The sequence below is a fragment of the Paenibacillus sp. MAH-35 genome (assembly GCF_058135425.1).
Genome location: NZ_JBYUPU010000060.1, coordinates 15,471 through 34,667, shown reverse-complemented (window position 1 = coordinate 34,667; position 19,197 = coordinate 15,471). Strand labels below are relative to the sequence as shown.

The following is a 19,197-nucleotide window of genomic DNA, read 5'->3' as shown; positions in this document are numbered from 1 at the left end:
ACTGATATATATTTTTATGAAGAATAGATTTGAATTTATTGATGGATTTGTAATCACAAGTATTTCATTAACTTGCTTAATCGTGTCTATTTATATGACTTCCCTAGTCGGTACTCTTACTGATGAGTTATCAATGGGCGGGGATTCCGTTTCCTTTTATCTGTTCATAATAACTGCATCGATGTCTGTAATTAATTTTGTTGCTTATTTTAATAGAAAACGCTCATGATCTACGATGCCTCACTCGGACAAGGATCCGGAACAGGTAATAGTGATCCCAAGGCAGCAAGCACCGAGCAGCCATAGGGCAGCCACTTCCGCATCCTCCTCCATAATCAGAGACAAAGCCTGTTTGCAGATAACCTCGCGAACAGGCTTTGTCTGATAATCCGGCTGCTGTTACTCGTTCAAATAGGTTTTGGCCCGATTTTGAATCATCATAACATCCGCAAAGTAACGGGATAACGGAATGACAAATTGCCCTCCCCAGCGGATGCATGAATCCTCCTGAAAATAGATAAAAAGTGAACCAAGCTCTCTTGCTTAAACGCAGGGATCTTGCTCAAAATAAGCCAAACCAACGCCAACCGGCTTCGATTCCTGTGGCTGTGCAGGAAAGCGCTCCATCCACCTTACCTGCTCCGCAGGCCAAAAACCTGCGCGTAGGCAGGAATGTTGCCGGCGGGAGCCGCAGCGTGCATCAGCAGCAAGGTACGCCCACGCGGTCGAACGGATTCGCTGCATCCCCGCAAAACCCTCCGGTTCAAGTCGGTCGTCTCGGGCAAAGTACGAAACATCCGGCAGGAATGGGCTGCTTTTGAAACGAAAGGACCTCAAATTCCACTACAAGTGGAGTCTGGGGTCCTTTTTCCCGAGAATAACCTGTTCCAAGTCGAACTCAATCTATTGCAAAAAAATTCGTAGCCCGCCCCCTGATCTATAGTCGCGCCTAAACCAAACTGTCCGTCAGCCAGTCGCCGACAATGGAAGCGATCTCCTGGCTATCGCCGGAGCTTGCAGGGCTTCCCTCAACGTAATTATCCACTTCGTGGGCCGTTACCCCTCATACTCGATGCGGATCAGAGATAAAGGCGGCAGTTCGATCGTCTCTGTCGCGGTCGGTGCCATCGACTCCGTGAGAGACGATCGCTCGTTAGCCGCTGTCATCAGCACAGCGGAACGCCAGCGGGACGAGTCCATCCGGATTGCCGCTTGAGCCGGGCGGATTACGGAGCGGTTGCTTACAAACAGCCATACCGAGCCGCCGCTTCGCATCGCAAAGGCGTCCAGCTGTCTTCCGGCTCCCTCTTCCGCTGCGGATGCGCTTTCCCCTTGGCTTTCCACGCTCACGCTCACCGACCGGACTTCGGCCCGACTTGCGTCACCGTCCAGGACTCCACCCCCTTCGCGGCCCCCACCTTCCCCGGCTTGCGCAAGCGGCTTTACGGAAAGCGGAAGACACTCGCCCGGGAAAACCGGGCGGTACAGCCGGTACAGCGCGGCGATCGACGTTGCGGACACATCGCCGTGGTCGCAGCGGATCATGCCCATCACATTAAGCAAATGATAGTAGTTCGCAACGGCCAGATCGGGTGCCAGGCGCGCCAGCGCATGAATCATGCCCGAGTAAAACAGGCCGTGGCTTACGTCGTCCGGTTCGTAAAATCCCCGCCCGTCCCAGTGGGAGGCGGACATCCAATAGTTCCATTCCGTCAGCGCAACCTTCGCCTGCGAGCCTGCCTCCCGGCAATCCCGGATTAAGGTCCGCAGGTCGTCCGTTATTTTCTCCACGCTGTCCGCCGCATTGTCTAGCTGCCGCTGCGGATCGGCGAATTTCTGGCCTTTGTACCGGTTAATCGAGACGACGTCGAACAAGTCGCGGCCATCCTTCAGCAGCGTTTCCCGCCAACCGGAATCGGGCTGCCACACGCCGACGGACGTCGGCTCGCCCAGCGCCACGATAACCGCCTTCGGGTAACCTTCGCGCACCCGGGGGACGAAATCGCGCAGAGCCCGGACATACATGGACGCATCCATATGCGACAGCTCCCACCGGCCATACTGCTCGTTGCCCATCTGAAAATATAGGTCCGGAAGCTCCATCCCGCGCCGGGTGTACCAGTCCTTGCAATAGCCGGCCCACTCTCCCGCTTCCTCCGGCGTGCCCGTGCCGATATTCACCGTTATAAACGGCTGTATGCCCTGCGCTACGCACATGTCCAAATATTCGCCGGTGCCGAACTCATACTCCAGCCGGCTTTTATTAACAGGATCGTGGCAGACGGGGCGCAGGTGAGCCGGGCCGGTTCCGAGCCGCCAGTGATACGCCGTCGACGTGCAGCCTCCGGGAAAACGCAGCACCGGCAGACGCATCGATTCGATCGTCTCCATCAGCTCCGCGTGAACCGCCGGCTGCCCTGCCGGACGAAGATGAATCTGGTCGAAGCAGGCGAAGCCGGGACCGTCGACCGATACGACGAATACGGCTTCCGGATCGTCCGCGGGGCACTCGAATTCAGCCGTGTACTTTTTCCAATAAGCCGTATCCACGGTGACCCGGGCTGTGCCATAATCCGGGTCGCGGACCGGAAGCGGCCTCAGCGACAGCTCCAGCCCGAAGGGCTGATGCTTCGCCATCGCCCATACCTCCGCGACGAGCCGTTCCCCGGCCTTCACTCTCCGGCCGGTCTGCAGCATCGCTCCGCTGGCGCGGCCCGCATACACCAAAATCGTCTGCGCGTCCCCGCCGTTCATGCCCAGCCCCGGTACGAGCCGGTACTGGACGCCGGCATAATGATTGCCCCGCGGTTGCCAGCCGGGCGCCAGGCCGTCCGCCCCCTCGGGGCCGAAAAATTTCGGATTGTCCAGTCGGTCCGACAGCAGCAGGCCGTCCGTGAATTTCCCTACCTCCAGGTTCGTTCCGAGGACGGACGCCGGCACAACCGGACCGTTTCGTTCCTCCCCATTGACCTCAATCGCGAAAATCATCGTTTGTGCAGCTCCTTATCCCGAATTCCGGTACTTTAGAACTCGCTCCGGCCAATACGAGCCGGTACGTTTCGAAGGAAGCCGGATTGGCACGCTGTGTCCCTCGAATCGTCAGCCGGACACCACCGCCGGGTGTCCGGCTGACGTACAGTCCGCTTTCGTCCGCACGCTGCTTCGTTCCAGCCGCTCTAAGCCCGGCACTTTGCGAAGCCGCCCGTTATTTTTGGGTCGCCAGCTGCGCTTCAATCGCTTTATTCGCATTCTCCTGCGCTACGCGGAGCGCGGTATTCAAATCGTCCTTGCCCAGAATAGCCGACAGGAAAGCTTGATACACTCCACCCTGTGCAACGCCCAGGTACTTGTTCGGCTCAACCAGATTGGCGTATTTGGCAGGGAAGAGCGATTTCGCGTTTCTGCCTTTGAGATCGGGCACAACTTCCGTGCCTGCGGATGCTGCCGGATTTTGCTTCAATACGCTTCCGAGACCCGTCTTCACAAACGACCGCTGGTGCTCTCCCTCGAGAATCGCCGTAAGCGCGAGAAAGGCGGCGTCCCTCTTGCCGCTTGTTTTCGGGATGACATAAAAGACGATGTTCGGCTGCGGCCCTGCGCCGGGATTCGCCGCAAGCGTCGGATAAGAAACGACGTCCCAGTTCATTTTCACGCCGAGGCTTTCCCGAGGATAATCGGACTGCATCTGTACGAGCATCGCCAGCGTCTGGTCTTTGATGAACATGTCGTAGGCCTTGGCCCCCGATACTACTTCCTCCGTAGCTTCATATCCCGGAACCTGATAAAACCGGACGAAGTTGGAGATGTAATTTTTCCACGGATCGGTGTCAAAGACTGCTTTATTGGACTTGTCGACGACGGGAAGCGACAACTGATTCATCCCGATAAAGTTGCCCGTCCGGATGCCGAAGCCGCGGTAGATCGTTCCCGCCTCCAGGCGCGTAAGCTTTTTCGCCACTTCGTACACTTGGTCCCAAGTCATGCCGTCGGTCAAATAAGGAACGCCGAACTTGTCGAACAAGTCTTTGTTGTAAAATAACGCGAGCGAGTTGACGTGTGACGGGAGACCGGCTATTTTCCCCGGATCGACCGCTTGCAGCCCCTGCATCACGCCCGGATTGATCGCATCGAAATTATATTTGTTCTTGGCAGCCAACTCCGTAATATCCCCGTCCCAACCGACCGCCTTGACGGCCGCGAAGGAGGAGTCTGTCGTCATGATCAGGTCCGGCTTCAGCCCGCCTGCGATTAACGACTCGTAGGAGCTCCCCTTCTCGTTCTGAACATAGTTGATCGAGATGTGCGGATATTTTTTGACGATGCTGTTGCCCGCATCCTCCATAAATTTTTCCCTCGGATACCCGCTCCACGGATAAAACATCGTCAGTTCCACCGGTTCCGGCTTGGAGACGGCCGGCGTCTGATCCGCTTTGCCCGGGTCCGATGCGGCAGGCTCTTCCCGGCCTCCGCATGCGGCGACGCTCAGAAGCAGCGAGACGAGAAGCAGCGGCAACGCAGGATTCGTCCAATATCTAGGTCTGTTTGGATTTGTCATTTTCGATTCCCTCCATCCTAATAGATGACTGCCAGACAAAAACTGGAATGTTGTTAGAGATATCGAGTTATACAGACAAATGTAAGCGCTTTATATTAGCGGTCCAGTCCTTGACTTTTCTGCACTTCTGACGTTGTCCTTGCCGTAACTTCGTGACGTAACCCCTCCCCTGAGTATTGTGATCCAAGGAATCTGTTCGCCCCAGCCTGCGCATGGAGATCGTAAAAACGGAACTGTCCGATCGGGCCGTACACTCGTTTCTATACTTTTGTATGGAGCTGTACTTTGCATCGAGCTATACTTTATTGCGGGTCCGTGCGTCCCTAATCGATCTTCTTCCGGGCACGCTCCATCCTGACGCGGCAAGGTGTGCCCCTGCGTCATTTACTTGATCTGCTCCTCGCGTTATTGGAGTGCGAAAATAGATTTTTTTTACGTGCTGCGGCAGACCGGAAGAAGAGGAAATTAAAGGGTTGACGATCCGTTTCAGCACCGTTCGGAAGAGGAGGGGATACAATACGTTTCAGCGTCTTTTGGAGGAGTGCGTTTTCCTGCTTATAACCATCCGACTCCCCTATGTGCAGGGAAACGGAAGTAAAACTTCCGCTTAACCGGGTAACAGACTGAAAAAGCCGGCAAACCGGAAAAACTATTTCCGCTAATTGGGTCAAATAAGGCAGATCAGCCTCCAACCGCCGAAATAACGGAAACGTTCCTTCTTCACAGCCGGAAATGCAGTGCCGATTCCGGAATAAAGGAAGTTTTTCTTCCTCTGCGCCTTTGTTTTGTGAATCCTTAAGGTGAAATCTGGAGGTGAAGCGGCGCTGTGCTCCCTTTCCCGTTATTGTTCCAATCCGCCGCACCTTTACAAGCCGAAAGCAATACCATATACCATTCACCCTGACATTAGCCTAGAAAGGTGATGGAGAACTATGACGACCGGACACGTTACCCATTATTACGCCGGCGGCAACACCGCCCGGGGCTTCGCGAACCAGATCGATTCGTCCCTTCAGGGACTGGAGCGGCTGTACATTTTGCAAGGAGGACCGGGCACCGGGAAATCGACGATCATACACGAGGTAGGCGCCCGGATGGCGGAGAGCGGCTTCGATATCTGGCTCCTCCACCGTCCGTCGGACAACGACGCCTTGGACGGAGTCATCATTCCGGCGCTGAAAACCGGCATCGTTAACGGCATGCCGCCGCGCGTAGTCCATCCCAAACTGCCGGCAGATAACGTCCGCTACGTCAATCTGGACGAAGCGTTCGACGAGGGCCGGCTCGCGTCGGGCAGGTCCGCAATCGACAGCTTGAGCGAGCAAATCACCTTTGCGCACACCCGTGCCTACGCCGGCTTTGCCGAAGCGCTCCGCATCCACGACGATTGGGAAGCCGTCTATATTGCCAATATGGATTTCGAGGCAGCGGATCAGTTGACCAATCGGTATATCCGGCAATTGTTCGGCGACAACCGGCCGGGGAAATCGGGCCGGGTGGACCACCGCTTCCTTGGAGCGGCTACGCCGCGCGGCGCGGTTGATTTCGTCCCGAATCTGACGGAGGGACTGAAGCGCTACTTCATCAAGGGCCGGCCCGGCTCCGGCAAATCGACGATGTTGAAGAAGCTCGCAGCCGCAGGAAGCGAGCGCGGCTTCGACGTCGAAGTGTACCACTGCGGATTCGATCCGAACAGCCTTGATATGGTCATCGTACGGGAGCTCGGGTTCGCGATTTTTGACAGCACCGCACCTCACGAATATTTCCCCGAACGCGACACTGACGAGATCGTCGATATGTACGCGCATTGCATCAAGCCCGGAACGGACGAGAAGTACGCGGCCGCGATCAGCGGCTTCAAGGACCGGTACTTGGCGAAAATGAAAGAGTCCATCGGACATTTGACGCAAGCCAAAACGCTCCAGGATGAGCAAACGTCGCTGTATCGTTCGGCGGTTGATTCTCGCCTGGCCGACGAGATCCGAGACCGGATCGTCGGGGAGATCGCTCTGCTGACCGCGGACGCGACTTGAGCCGGGCGGCGGGACGCTAGTGCCAGACCTCGAAATTAGACCAATAGATAAATCTACCAGCGTATGGGTAGCGGAGATCGGTGTCCGGATCCGGCGCGGCGAATGAATTTACGCCTACACGCTGAATGAGGATAGCAAGGGGTTGTGCAGGGGGAAGCGATTAGCGGAAGAAAGACTTCCGCTAATGTGCCTGAAACCGTCCAGAAAGGTGGATAGCGGAACGATTATTTCCGTTATTTATGGAAACTTGCTTGAAATACAGAGGAATCATTTGTATAGAGGAAATAAAACTTCCGCTAACGACCATAAAAGAGTTTGATCGACGAATTAGCGGAAGTAAAGTTTCCTCTATCTTCATTTGCAGGGAGAGCAGAACAAGGTTGAACCGTATTCTTTACCAAACGACCACTGCTCGCTTGTTATATGCCGACTAGTACATCCAACCGCCCCGTCTGCGCAAACTCGCCGCTTCGGTAAAATCTGCTCGTACAACTGTTGGGAATTTTACGTAGCGTTGCACTAGCTCCACCCGCAAGTTGATGTGGGGGAAGCCGAGGTTCGGGGTTCGGGCTCCCGGGTTTGAGTCTTGGGCTTTCGGCTTCATCCCTGGTTTTCACCCCCGGCTCTCGGCTTCCGGCATCAGCTCCGGCTCCAGTTTGAGCTCTGGCCTTGCTTTCAGTTACGGCTGCTGATTCCGCCCCGGGCTCCCGGCTCCGCCTCTGCTTCTGTCCCCGCCTCCCCCGGCCCTTACACTAAACGGCAACGGGACGCTTTGCACCGGCAAAACGTCCCGTTCCTCTTTTACACCAAATAAAACGACCCCATGTTGTTGTCCGTCAAATGATAATCGATCGACAGCGTCACCAGCGCGTTGGTCAGCGCTCCGCTGCACGATACATACGCATCCGCCCCGGATACGACGAAATCTAGCGAGACTGCAAGCGCCCCCGCCTGCGCCACGTCCACACGCGGCAAAGTCATCGTCCAGCTGCCGTTCGACGCTTTGAATGCGGTATACACCCTTTGCGCCGTTACCGTCTGGCCGGGGACGTTCTGAGTATCTACGATCGTATACGATACATGCAGCCTCAGCCAACCGAGCCTCGCCGGACTGAAGCTTTGGAACCTCGCGATCACGTCGCCGGCCGCCATATTTTTCACGCCGGTATACCGGATTCCGTCCTGATGCACGTACGATTCCGCATCCAGCGGGAGATCGATCCCTTTCGGGATCGCGCTCGTCGAATAACAGACGATCTCCTGGCCGAGCTGGCTGTCGCCCGCGTGTCCGGCCGGATGCTTCCCGTCCCGACCAAGCAAAAACCCGAACACCGTAGAGCGGTACAACAGCGGATAAAGCAGCGCCCGGTCGGACAACACTTCAATCGAGCCGTCCTTGACGGAAACCTTGACCAGCTTGTGATAATAGGCGCTGTACAGCGGCGACGTCTGGTCGTAAGACGTTCCGATCAGGTAGTCTCCGACCCTCACATGAGTCGCCATATTGAGATACTCGCCGATCTTCACAGGCGTTCCGGAGGAGATGTCCAGCGCAACCGTTTTGGCATACAGCGTACTGTACCCGCCGAGCGTCATGATGCCATTGTAGATCGCGGCGTACCGCGGCTTGACCACGCCGGGAAACGAATAGACGCCCCGGGCGAATACGTCGCCGTTCTGGTCGATATCCAGCCTCGTGACATTGTTCGTATCCGTATGCGTGATCAGGTAGTGAACCGACCCGTACGAGACGATCGACGCATTGCCCGCAGCGCCTGCGCTGAATTGGGTCTCGCGGGACGGCACGCCGTTCACCAGATCGTACCGGTCGATCTTCCCCGCCCCCCAATTGCAGGCGTACAAGCGTCCGTTAATGATCCGGCACGACTGCACGAAGCCGCTGTACTTGCGGGTATATTCCAGCTTGAACTGCAGCGAAGCGTCGATAATCCGGTACACCTTGATCTTGCCGCCGGTAAAAACGAACAGGTCGTCGTTATGAATCGTCATCGCCCGGGCATCGGCGCCGACTCCAAGCTCGATCTGCGACACGACCTTCAGCTCGTTGTCACCCGTCGGCCTGACGACGCAAATATACGACTGGTCGGCCAGCGAATAGCTGCCCTTAAACAAGCAGTAAAGCGCGCCTCTGTAAGGAATAATCACTTCCGATTCGTTGGCGATCTGGCCGGCCGGAGGCACCGGTTTTACACGGGCATACTCGTAAATTCCGCTGTCGCCGAGCGCTTCGCCGACGCCCCGCTCATACACGGCCGCCCACGCGCCCTCTCCGATCCCGCCGTCCTCGGACGGACTGCCCGATACGGTCGTATGAGGAAGCGTCCCCGTCCAGCGATAGCCGGTGATCCGGCAGCCGTCGGCTTCGGCGAACTCCAAAATTTGCTCAGCCGAGCCAATCTCGACCCCGGCCCGAAAATGGCCCATTAGCTTCATGCCGCAGCATTCCCCTTCGCTTCCATATACGGATTCGGTAACAGACGTGCCGTACACGCTGCCGAGATACAAGCTGCCGGCTGCTAGCATCCCGCCAGCCCCTAAACCTGCGATCAGCGCCCTTCTGCTGATCGTGCGCGAACCTTCTTCGTTCCTTGTGCGGCCTTCTCCATCTTGCCCGTCCTGCAGCTGTGAACCGGTGAAGTGTTGGTCCTCTGACATAAGGATCTCCTCCCGCATGATCGATTGTTCGCTTCCCTTACTTTTTCTGCTGCTCCGCAATATACTTCTCGACCAGCTCCTGAATGTTGCGCAGTCCCGTATTGAGATCGACCTTGCCGGTTGCAATATCCGGGATAAGCGGCCTGTAGATCCCCTCGATGCCAAGCTCATACACGCTCTTGTACGACAGCGGAGCAAAGTCGTCGTAGTACAAGGCGGACCAGTTTTTGTCTTTATGCTCGCTGGCCGTTCCAAACACTTTCTTCACCGCGTCGGATTTCAACACGGACATGATGCCTTTTTTGGAAAACTCCGTCTGCATCTCGTCCGAGGTCAAATACTTGATAACCTCCATTGCGGCGTCTTTCTCTTTCGCGACGGAAGTAATCGCGAACGAACCCGGCGAAGCCTGCGAACCGACCTTGGGCTTATCCTTGAACGTCGGCATGGAGACGAGATCCCAGTCGATATTTTTGACGTACGCCGGCCCGTCCCAAGGGAATGTCGAGTTGAACACGAACATGGCGAGCTCGTACGTATTGGTCATCTCTGTATAATAAGGCAGCCGTTTCAATTCCGCCGTCCGGTTCGCAAACGATTCATTTTGCCCGTAGGAGAGGAAATACGCCTGAAGCAGCTTCTTCCATTCCTCATCCAGAAAGGTCGGCTTTAACGTCTTCGGATCGAGATACGGTTTGGACAGCTGGTTCGTCCGTAAAATATGCGCCGGCGATGCCGACAGGCCCAAATAGTTGATGCCGCCCTCGGTGCGCGTCAGCTTCTTGGACAGCTCGAACGCCTCATCCCAGGTCATGCCGTTTTTCGGATACAGGACGCCCAGCTTATCGAACACCCCTTTATTGTAAAACAGCACCTGTCTCCCGTTAAGAATCGGAAGCATATACATTTTGCCGCTCCCGATCGCCCGGATGCCGTCGATAATCGTCGGCTCGAACCGGTTCAGATCGACGTTATGCTTCTTGATCAGCTCCGTCATGTCATACTCCAGACCGGTTCCGAGCAGCGGCTCGGCGATATACTCGATCGAGTTGTAGACGATGTCGACCCGCTCCTTGAGCGCGACCAGCTCCGGCAAAGTCGTACCCGGCTTGGACTGGATGAACTTGATCGTATAATTCGGAAACTTCTGGCGGATCAGGTTCCCGAACATTTGATTGAATTGCTCCTCCGGCCCGCCCGACAAGTTGTGGAAGACGAGCTCGGCCGGCATGTCGGCCCAGGATTCCGCCGGCTTCGGCGTATTCGGCGCCGCCCCCTCCCCCTTCCCGTCCGTGCCTCCGCTGCCGCCATTCCCCGCTCCGCCGCATGCCGAGAGCAGCGATAGCAGCATCACGCTTGCGAGCATATTCGTTGTCGTTCCAATCCGGTTCCCCAAGACGTTTCCCCCTTATCTTAATTAGAAAACGATTACTAATATCCATTGGTCAGGATTCGATCTCAAACCCGGCCACGATCGCCAAATTGCCCGAATAATCGGCTGACGTGCTGTACGTCATCGTGTAAGATCCGCCTTCCGATAGAACATGCGCTCCGGCATCATAAAGCTGCGCTTTATACCCCGAAGCGAGGCCGGCCTGATCCAGTGTCAAGCTCAACCCGGCAGGGTTATTGTTGACCCGCAGATGAACGGTCACGGAACCGGATGTGATGCTGCCGCTTACCGCCCTTGCGATCAGCCCCGTTATGGAATAAGCCCCGCGGAACGGCAAGTAGCTCGGACCCGGCAAGTCGGCATTGGATACGTTCGCGGCGGTGATCGGGGCATCGCTCGCCCAATTCGAAATCGTCTGCTTCACTCCGGTACATTCCGCGTGGAACCCGCCGCTCCAGGAGCGGTGATGGAGGCTGTTCCGCCAGCGGTTGCCGTTTAGGACCAGTTTGCCTGCCGTTACATTTTGCCCGATCGCATTGTTGACGCAGCTTTCGTCCAGCACGATATCTCCCGCAATCACATTGCCGGTAATGCTGTTATCGAGTCCTTTCACGACAAACGGATTGCCCGCGCTTGTAAACCGGCATCCCGTTATAATGGCTTTTTTGGTGCTGGAATCAAACACCATGTTACGCCCGGTGCAGCCGGTGATGACGGTCGTCTCCATACCCGTCAAGTCACCCAACACGACGCCTCCGGTATCGATCTGGGAGAAATGCCGATGCATGGGACGCGTATCGACCCCCGCCGACCGGAAAGAAGGGGTGGTCAAAACGGTCCCGTTATTAATCCAGGTTGAAATGTAACCGGACTCCGCCTTAAAGAACGACCCCCTATTTTCATGGAACAAAATGCCTGCGTCCTTGGCGTCGTATAAGCGCGGATTGTATAGGGACGGATTATAGGCAGCCCCTACAAGCTCGATATATCCGCCCTCAAATGTTGCGCCTTGCCCGTCGATGCACATATTCGTGAACGAACAGTAGCTGCCCGCCAGATGGATCGCATACCCGTCGAACCGCTTCACAAGTTTGGAGGACACGGGGTCGGCAAAATCAAACCGCGTCCCGTCTCTGGGGACGGAGATCGGCGAAGTAACCATATAGGCTCCGCTCGGGAAATACACAAACCGCTCGGCAGCGACCGCCGCTTGAATCGCCGCCGTATCGTCCGTACCCGACGTTCCGTTCCAGTCCCCCTTGGCCCCGAAACATTTCACGCTGACCGCCCCCTCCCTGAGCCGAATCCAGCGTCCGCTGCCTGTATGTCCTGTCGGCATAATAACAGTTCCTCCGTTATCCGCGGCCGGGCTTGCCGAGTTCCAATAAAAGACGCCCGCTCCCCCGTCGTTCACGGAAGCGTACCCGCACAGAAGAACCGTTTCATTGTCAGACAGCCCGGCCGTCGATAAATCCCGAAGCTCCGTCACCGTGGACACGGTACCGGACAGAATGGATACGCTTCTGCCGTTTCCTTGACCGGCTGCCGCCAAAGAGGAAACGGGCGAAATCGTTTGGCAAGCGGCGACTCCAGCCAGCGCAAGCCCGGTCAATCCGATCGAAGCCAGCGCCTTTCTGCGCGTTACCGATAGTCCGGATGTCGTATCTTCGGCTCTTCCTTGCTGATCCCGCACTTCTTGCCCGTCGGATAATCCTTCCGGTTTGTGCCCGCCGTTCTCATCATGGTTAACCATAAATCGATCACTCCCCTGTCAGAATGTAACGATTAGGGGATACTCGCCCCCGCTACTTCTTCTGCTGCTCCGCAATATATTTTTCCGCCAGCTCCTGGATATTGCGCAGTCCCGTATTGAGGTCGACCTTGCCGGTAGCGATATCCGCCATAAGCGGCGCGTACTGCCGTTCGATGCCAAGCTCGTAGACGCTCTTGTAAGACAGCGGGGCAAAAGCGTCGTAGTAAACGGCCGACCAGTTTTTATCCTTGTACTGGCTCGCCGTGCCGTACACTTTTTTGACCGCATCGGATTTGAGCACAGGCATTAAGCCGTTTTTGGAAAACTCCGTCTGCGTCTCGTCCGAGGTCAAATATTTGATAACCTCCATCGCGGCATCCTTGTCCTTGGCGACCGAAGTAATCGCGAACGAAAACGGCGAAGACTGCGAACCAACCTTGGGCTTATCCTTGAATGTCGGCATGGAGACGAGATCCCAGTCGATGTTTTTGACCGCGCTCGCTCCGTCCCAAGGAAATTGCGAGTTGAAAACGAACATAGCCAGCTCGTACGTGTTCGTCATCTCCGTATAATAAGGCAGCCGCTTCAACTCCGCCGTCCGGCTCGCGAACGATTCCACCTGGCCGTAGGAGAGGAAATACGTCTGGAGCAGCTTCTTCCACTCTTCGTCCATAAAGGTCGGCTTCAACGTCTTCGGATCGAGATACGGTTTGGACAGCTGGTTCGTCCGCAAAATATGCGCCGGCGATGCCGACAGCCCCAAATAGTTGATCCCGCCCTCGGAACGGGTCAGCTTTTTGGACAGCTCGAACGCGTCGTCCCACGTCATGCCGTTTTTCGGATAAGCGACGCCGAGCTTGTCGAACACCCCTTTGTTGTAAAACAGCACCTGTCTCATGTTCGTAATCGGGAGCATGTAGATTTTGCCGCCGGCCATCCCCCGGATGCCGTCAATGATCGTCGGCTCGAACCGGTTCAGGTCGACGTTATGCTTCTTGATCAGCTCCGTCATGTCGTACTCCAGACCGGTCCCGAGCAGCGGCTCGGCGATGTATTCGATCGTATTGTAGACGATATCGACGCGTTCCTTCACCGCCACCAGCTCCGGCAGCGTCGTTCCCGGCTTGGACTGGATGAACTTGATCGTGTAGTTCGGGAACTTTTTACGAATGAGATTGCCGTACGTATTGTTGAACTGCTCCTCCGCTCCGCCCGCGAGATTGTGAAAGACGAGCTCGGCCGGCTTGTCGGCCCAGGATTCCGCCGGCTTAGGCGCAGCCGGTGCCGCCCCTTCGCCTGCTCCGTCCTTGCTTCCGTTGGCCCCGTTCTCCGTCGTTCCTGAGCCGCCGCAAGCGGACAGAACCGACAGCAGCAGCACGCTTGCAGACAAAGCCGCTCCATATCGTTTAAACATTTTTATTCCCCCTATTGGTTTAGTAATCGATTACTATAATTTAATAAAAACACGCGTCATGCCGCTCTTTTCCGTTATTCCTGCTTCCCAAGCAGCGTCGCTCCGCCTGGGCGGCACCTTAAGTCCTCTTGCTCTAACGCTTCGATCAGATCGTGCGCCCGCCGATGATTTCGGCTTTCACCGTCATTTCGGCGTTGCTTCCCGTATAGGCGCTGCCTTGAACGAACAGCTGGCCGCCCGCGACCGAATACGTGATCGTCGGAGCCGCCGTGCCCCTCAGCCGGCTGAAGATGCGATACACGTCAGATACGACGCCGCTCCCGTCCGATACGAGCGACAGCAGCACATGTTCGCGGACGCGCCAGCTGGCGGCGCCGCTCATATCCGTAAAGTCTGCATTCATAAACGTGTCGACGACAAGCGTAATTCCATCCGGATAAAAATGGTCCATAGACAGCTTCACCGGTGCCGCTTCCAGATTGCCCCGCATTTTGCCCATGCGGCTCCCTCCCCGGGACAGCGTGAATCCTTTCGTATCGGGGATTGCCGTGTAAGGCTCCAGGTAGAGGATGCCTCCCGTATTGGATCGGGTCGGCAATATGAGCAGATTGACGCCCGTCTGCTGCCGGATCGCGCCCCGGATCGTAATCGCGTCCGTCACGCATTGGGTCGACTGTCTCACAGTTCCCCCTAACGTGATCGACCGGCCTATGCTGACGAGTTCGCTGGCGTAGGCTCGCGGGTTTTTTCTATCCATAATGTTAAGGTCGATCGTAATATTCCGGATGGCGGTATCGTCCGTATCGTTCTGATGCTCGATGCAGACGGGCCACTCCGCTCCTTCCGACGAACGCTGGTTCATGATGACGTGCACGTTGCTCACATCGTCGTAATAAGCTTTGATCAGGACGTCCATGAAATAACGCTGACGAATCGAATTTACGATAGCCGTGTGATTCGATACCCCGACAATGAAGTAAGAACGGGCTACCCGATCGGTGCGAATAACTCCGTGAGCGTCGTCGCCCGACGCTATAAACCTTACTCCATACTCCGCATCGACGGACTCGACATGGTAATCGATCATCGTCCAAGTCGGGTCGGCCGGCTGCCTCCTGGCATTCCGATTCGTCATTCGAACGGTTTGCAGGGCGGCGAGACCGCGGGTGACTTTGGCTTCGATCCGCGCTCCGCAAACGGATTTGGCCGAGCTTTTCAACTGCACGGCTACCGGACCGTTCGAGTAAGGGGACTGGGGGTTAAATACGTCGCCGACCGCGTGGCATTCCGCGTACAGATCGTTGCAATCGACAAATTCGAATACGGGCGAGTAGTGGAGGTTGCCGGTTAGCCGATTCGTAACGAGCATCGTCGGCATTCCTTGAATCCGGATTCTGTCCTTCCCGGCGATTGTAAACACGGGCTGCTCATTAACGGCGATCTCGCCGATATAATACGTTCTCCCATGAAAGTCCAACACCCGGAAGGCGTCCCCCAGCACGGCAACCGCCGATGCGATAGAAGCCCGGTCGTTCGTCGCGCCGTCCGCTCTAGCCCCGAAATCGACCGGGTCCAGCACCGTGACGTCTTTGCGGAGCCAGCGTGTATTGCCGCCTCCGGTCACGGCGATTATGGTCCCTCCGTTGTCAGCCAGAGAACCGTCGGTCACCCGGATGAACAGGCCCCCGCCCTGCGGTCCCCGAATCCCGGCTGCCCAATCGTCATAGTAGCTGATCACTTCGACGATCTGTCCGTCCTGAACTCCCCCGTATAAGCGCAAAGCGGCTATGGACGCAATCGGGGCGGGACAAGGCTCCGCGCAGCCGCCGTTATTCTCCGCCGCGTAAGCTTCGTAGACACGGCCGCCATACATCGTTCCCAAAGCCGTCAGCCCTCCTGCACCGATCGCACCCAGCATCGCTCTCCTGCTGACGGAATGCCGCAAACCGGGGACTTTCCCCTCGGCCGACCCGGGAGCCGTAGCGTCTTTTCGCTCCATTCTGGAATCCCTCCGTTTCTCCGGTATAAGAACCGGATCGCCTAGCGTTCCGGACCCGTTGTCACTTCCCGACCAACCGTTCATACTGCTGCTGCTTGATCTCCACGATTCGTTCGATCCCCAGCTCCTTCAGCGTGCGGGTGAACGTCTCCCAATCGATCGGCACATCGCCGGTAATAAAGCCGGTAATCGTCTTGTCCATGTAACCTAGTATGCCGGGCATCAACCCGGATGCGACGGTAAGCTCCTGCGGCGTCGGCTCGGCGAACGGCTGGTTGTCGACCATCATACTCCGCACCCGCTGCGCCATCCCGAACGCCTTCGAATTGTTGCCGAGCAACGCCGCCGGCGACCTGGACAGCGGCCCCTTGGCCGCTCGGACCCACGGTGTCGGCGGATAAGCGCCGATCGAGCGGAGCACGTTGGCGGAATCCAATCCGCCCGGGTTGTTCAGCACATACTTCGTATATTCCGGCTGTCCGTTTACCATGTTGTAGGTGACGCCTTCGATTCCGAACGTCATCAGCCGGTTGCCTTCCTCGCTCGCATAAATATAGTCGAGCCAGCGGATCGCAATCTCTTTGTGGGGAGACTTCCTGGAGATGACGAAGCTGCCGCTGACTGGCCCGTACTTCTCGTACAAAGGCTTGTAGCCCGGCTCCAGAGGCGGAAGGGCCAGCAGCCATCCCGCATCCGGGGACGCCGCTTTGCGCGATAAGCTGTCGAGCTGGCCGAGCCGGCTCAGAAAGTGCATGCTCGCTCCGACCTGATCCCGCGATACGCCGGCGATGATGCTTTCCTCCGTCCGATGCAGAAATCCGGGGTCGATCAGCCCCTCTCCATACAGTTTGTTCAGCCAGACCACCAGCTTCTCCGCCTCCGGGGTAAGCCATTCGGCGCGGACCCGTCCGGACTCGTCCGGGTAATAGCCCACACTGTAGAACAGATGCAGCCCCAGCGCATTGCCGAACATCGCCAGCCCCCGGTACCCGTAGTGCGGCATAAACGGGATTTCATCCGGCTTGCCGTTGCCGTTCGGGTCCCGCTCCTTGAACGCCTTCAATACGGCATACCATTCGTCAAGCGTTCTCGGCTCCTCCAGCCCGAGCTTATCCAGCCAGTCTTTGCGGATCAGGAAGCCGAACGGGTCCCAATATTCGCCGCCCGTCGTGACCGAAGACAACGCGTACAGCTTCCCGTCATATGCCCGCATCTTTTGCGCCTCCATCGGGTTATCTGCCAGAAACTGCTTGATGTTCGGGGCGTACCGGTCGATCAGGTCGTCCAGCGGCTCGATCAGCTCCTCCTCGATCGCTTTGCGCAGATCGACCGGGAGTGCGAAAATGTCCGGCACGTCTTTCCCCGTCACGAGCTTCGTCTGCATAGCCGCGCTGTACTGGCTGAAATGCGAAACCTCCCACCGGATCTTCACGCCTGTCCGTTTCTCCACCTCCTGCCAGACCGGCAACTGCTGCGACAAGCTGGCGGGCGCATACCAATTGTCCCATCCCGCATAGTGCAGCGTAACCGAACCGTCCGCCACGATCGGCAACTCGGTTCCGCCGGCGCGCTCCGGCGCTTCCGGTTCCGCCGATTCCGCCGGAGCTGCCGCCGTGCAGCCGCCCGCGAGAGATATCGCCGCCAGAAGCAGCGAACCTCGCATGAGAAGCGCCCTGCTCATCCCCCATATCCTCCAAATCGTTTCATGCTGTCGCGATAACAGCGCTTTCATCTTCATTGTAGCAACCTCCCTGGCGTGCGGAAACGGCACGATCTCTAGTTATGGTGCAAAATTACAGCGTCTTCCAAGCCGCCGCTCTGGACGAACGGACGTTAGTACGCAGCCCGGACGCTCCCAAGCGGCTTCAACCGGTATGCGGCAAAAACTCCGGATTGCAACGATAGGTAAAGGCCCCCTCACCCGGAATGACAAGTCCATTTTTTCTACTTTTGATCCTACATTTTTAACCGGAGCTTCCAAAAAAGGAAATTCCGTTGACAGCGCATTCATTTTATCAACATAATGATCGTACGACATGTAATCATCCTAAGACCGGAGGGCCGCCATGCCGTATCGAATCGTAATCGTCGATGATGAAGAGGACATCCGGGAAGGCTTGACCGATCTGGTCGATTGGGCCGGACTCGGGTATACCGTCGTGGCCCGGCTCGAGGACGGCCGGGATGCGATCTCGTACATCGAGAGCCATCCCGTGGACGTGATTCTGACCGATATTAAGATGACGTTCGTCTCCGGACTGGAGCTGGCCAAATATGTGCACGACCGGCAGCTCGATATCAAACTGGTCCTGATCAGCGGCTACAAGGAGTTTGAGTTCGCCCAGCAGGCGCTGAGCTACCAGGTGACCCATTACTTGCTGAAGCCGACCAAGCTGCAGGAAATTCATCAGGTGTTCCGCGACGTGAAGGCGAATCTGGACAAGGAAAAAGCGGAGAAAGAACAATCGCTCGGCCTCCTGAGCCGGAACGAGGAGATGCTGTTCATGCTGCGCCGGCAGTTTTTTGCCGAGCTGGCCTCGGGCGCGCTGACCGGCCGGGAAGAGATCGAACGGCGGCTTCAACTGATCTGCCTGCCCGCCGATCCGGAACGCAGCCCCTGCTGCCTGTATGCGATACGAATTCAGCAGGATGGCCCGCTACCGGACCCGGGTGCCGCAGACCCCGATGTGAACCGGATTCTCCGTTTCGTCCGGCATGCCTACAAGCACGAGCAGGACCATCTCCTGCATATCCCGCTGCACGCCGAGACCGGGGTGATCCGGATGGCGGCCCTCGGCCTGGGAAGCGGAATGCCGGATGCCGCTTCTATCGAGGAGATCGAGGAGAAAGTCGCCCTTCATTTTGACACGGTAAAAAGCAGACTTCACGCCGTTCTGGGGACCACCTCCGAGCTGGAGCAGGTTCAGTCGTATGCGTGCCTGCTCGACCTTGCGCGGCCCGAAGCCCGTACCGGCGCACAACCGGAGCCGGTCGCGACCCGCAGCGGCGCGGCCTCCTCTCCCCAAGACCCGGACGCGTCCCGCTTCGATCCGCTCGTGATCCAGAAAGCCAAGTCCTATATTCAAGAAAAGTATAATGAGGATCTCTCGCTGGAGGATGTGGCGGAGCACGTGTATTTAAGCCCCGTCTACTTCAGCCGGCTGTTCAAAAAACAGACGGGACGCAATTTCACCGACTATGTAACCGAGATCCGGATGCTCCGGGCGATGGAGTATTTGCGTCAGCCTCAATATAAAGTATACGAGATCGGTTCGATCGTCGGCTACCGGAGCGCCAAATATTTCTTCAAGCTGTTCAAGCAATATGCCGGCTGCACGCCGACCGAGTATCGCAATACACTGCCATAGGAGACC

10 protein-coding genes are annotated in these 19,197 nt (G+C 56.9%); 2 read left to right on the top strand and 8 right to left on the bottom strand.

All coding sequences use genetic code 11. The features are described from left to right. Nucleotides 1–1,056 precede the first annotated feature (1,056 nt). Entirely contained in the window at nt 1,057–2,988 is a 1,932-nt protein-coding gene (locus AC3Y2E_RS32335; RefSeq protein WP_379217395.1) for a hypothetical protein, read from the bottom strand. A gap of 217 nt (nt 2,989–3,205) precedes the next feature. Further along, nucleotides 3,206–4,555, bottom strand: a complete 1,350-nt coding sequence (locus AC3Y2E_RS32330) for an ABC transporter substrate-binding protein (protein ID WP_379217394.1) — start codon at nt 4,553–4,555, stop codon at nt 3,206–3,208. 932 nt (nt 4,556–5,487) lie between these two features. Between AC3Y2E_RS32330 and AC3Y2E_RS32325 the strand changes: the two genes are divergently transcribed. After that, nucleotides 5,488–6,588 (top strand): PRK06851 family protein, encoded by a 1,101-nt coding sequence (locus AC3Y2E_RS32325; RefSeq protein WP_379217393.1) that lies wholly within the window; start codon nt 5,488–5,490, stop codon nt 6,586–6,588. An 801-nt stretch (nt 6,589–7,389) separates the two neighbouring features. Here the strand turns inward: AC3Y2E_RS32325 and AC3Y2E_RS32320 are convergent. The 6 genes from AC3Y2E_RS32320 to AC3Y2E_RS32295 all read right to left on the bottom strand — a co-directional run bounded on the left by AC3Y2E_RS32320 (nt 7,390) and on the right by AC3Y2E_RS32295 (nt 17,561). Further along, on the bottom strand, nt 7,390–9,264 hold the full coding sequence (locus AC3Y2E_RS32320) for a tail fiber/spike domain-containing protein (protein WP_379217392.1): 1,875 nt from the start codon (nt 9,262–9,264) through the stop codon (nt 7,390–7,392). Between the two features lie 37 nt (nt 9,265–9,301). Then, entirely contained in the window at nt 9,302–10,660 is a 1,359-nt protein-coding gene (locus AC3Y2E_RS32315) for an ABC transporter substrate-binding protein (protein ID WP_379217391.1), read from the bottom strand. 49 nt (nt 10,661–10,709) lie between these two features. After that, on the bottom strand, nt 10,710–12,410 hold the full coding sequence (locus AC3Y2E_RS32310) for a putative phage tail protein (RefSeq protein ID WP_379217390.1): 1,701 nt from the start codon (nt 12,408–12,410) through the stop codon (nt 10,710–10,712). Nucleotides 12,411–12,462: 52 nt separating this feature from the next. Then, nucleotides 12,463–13,824, bottom strand: a complete 1,362-nt coding sequence (locus AC3Y2E_RS32305; RefSeq protein WP_379217389.1) for an ABC transporter substrate-binding protein — start codon at nt 13,822–13,824, stop codon at nt 12,463–12,465. Between the two features lie 145 nt (nt 13,825–13,969). Continuing rightward, complete coding sequence (locus AC3Y2E_RS32300; protein ID WP_379217388.1) at nt 13,970–15,823, bottom strand: putative phage tail protein; 1,854 nt, start codon at nt 15,821–15,823, stop codon at nt 13,970–13,972. 61 nt (nt 15,824–15,884) lie between these two features. Then, nucleotides 15,885–17,561, bottom strand: coding sequence for an extracellular solute-binding protein (locus AC3Y2E_RS32295; RefSeq protein ID WP_379217387.1), 1,677 nt, complete (start codon nt 17,559–17,561; stop codon nt 15,885–15,887). Between the two features lie 328 nt (nt 17,562–17,889). On the opposite strand from AC3Y2E_RS32295, the gene AC3Y2E_RS32290 reads away from it, so the two are divergent. Continuing rightward, nucleotides 17,890–19,191 carry a response regulator gene (locus AC3Y2E_RS32290; protein WP_379217386.1) on the top strand — a complete coding sequence of 434 codons (1,302 nt, stop codon included), beginning with the start codon at nt 17,890–17,892 and terminating at the stop codon, nt 19,189–19,191. The last annotated feature ends 6 nt before the right edge of the window (nt 19,192–19,197 follow it).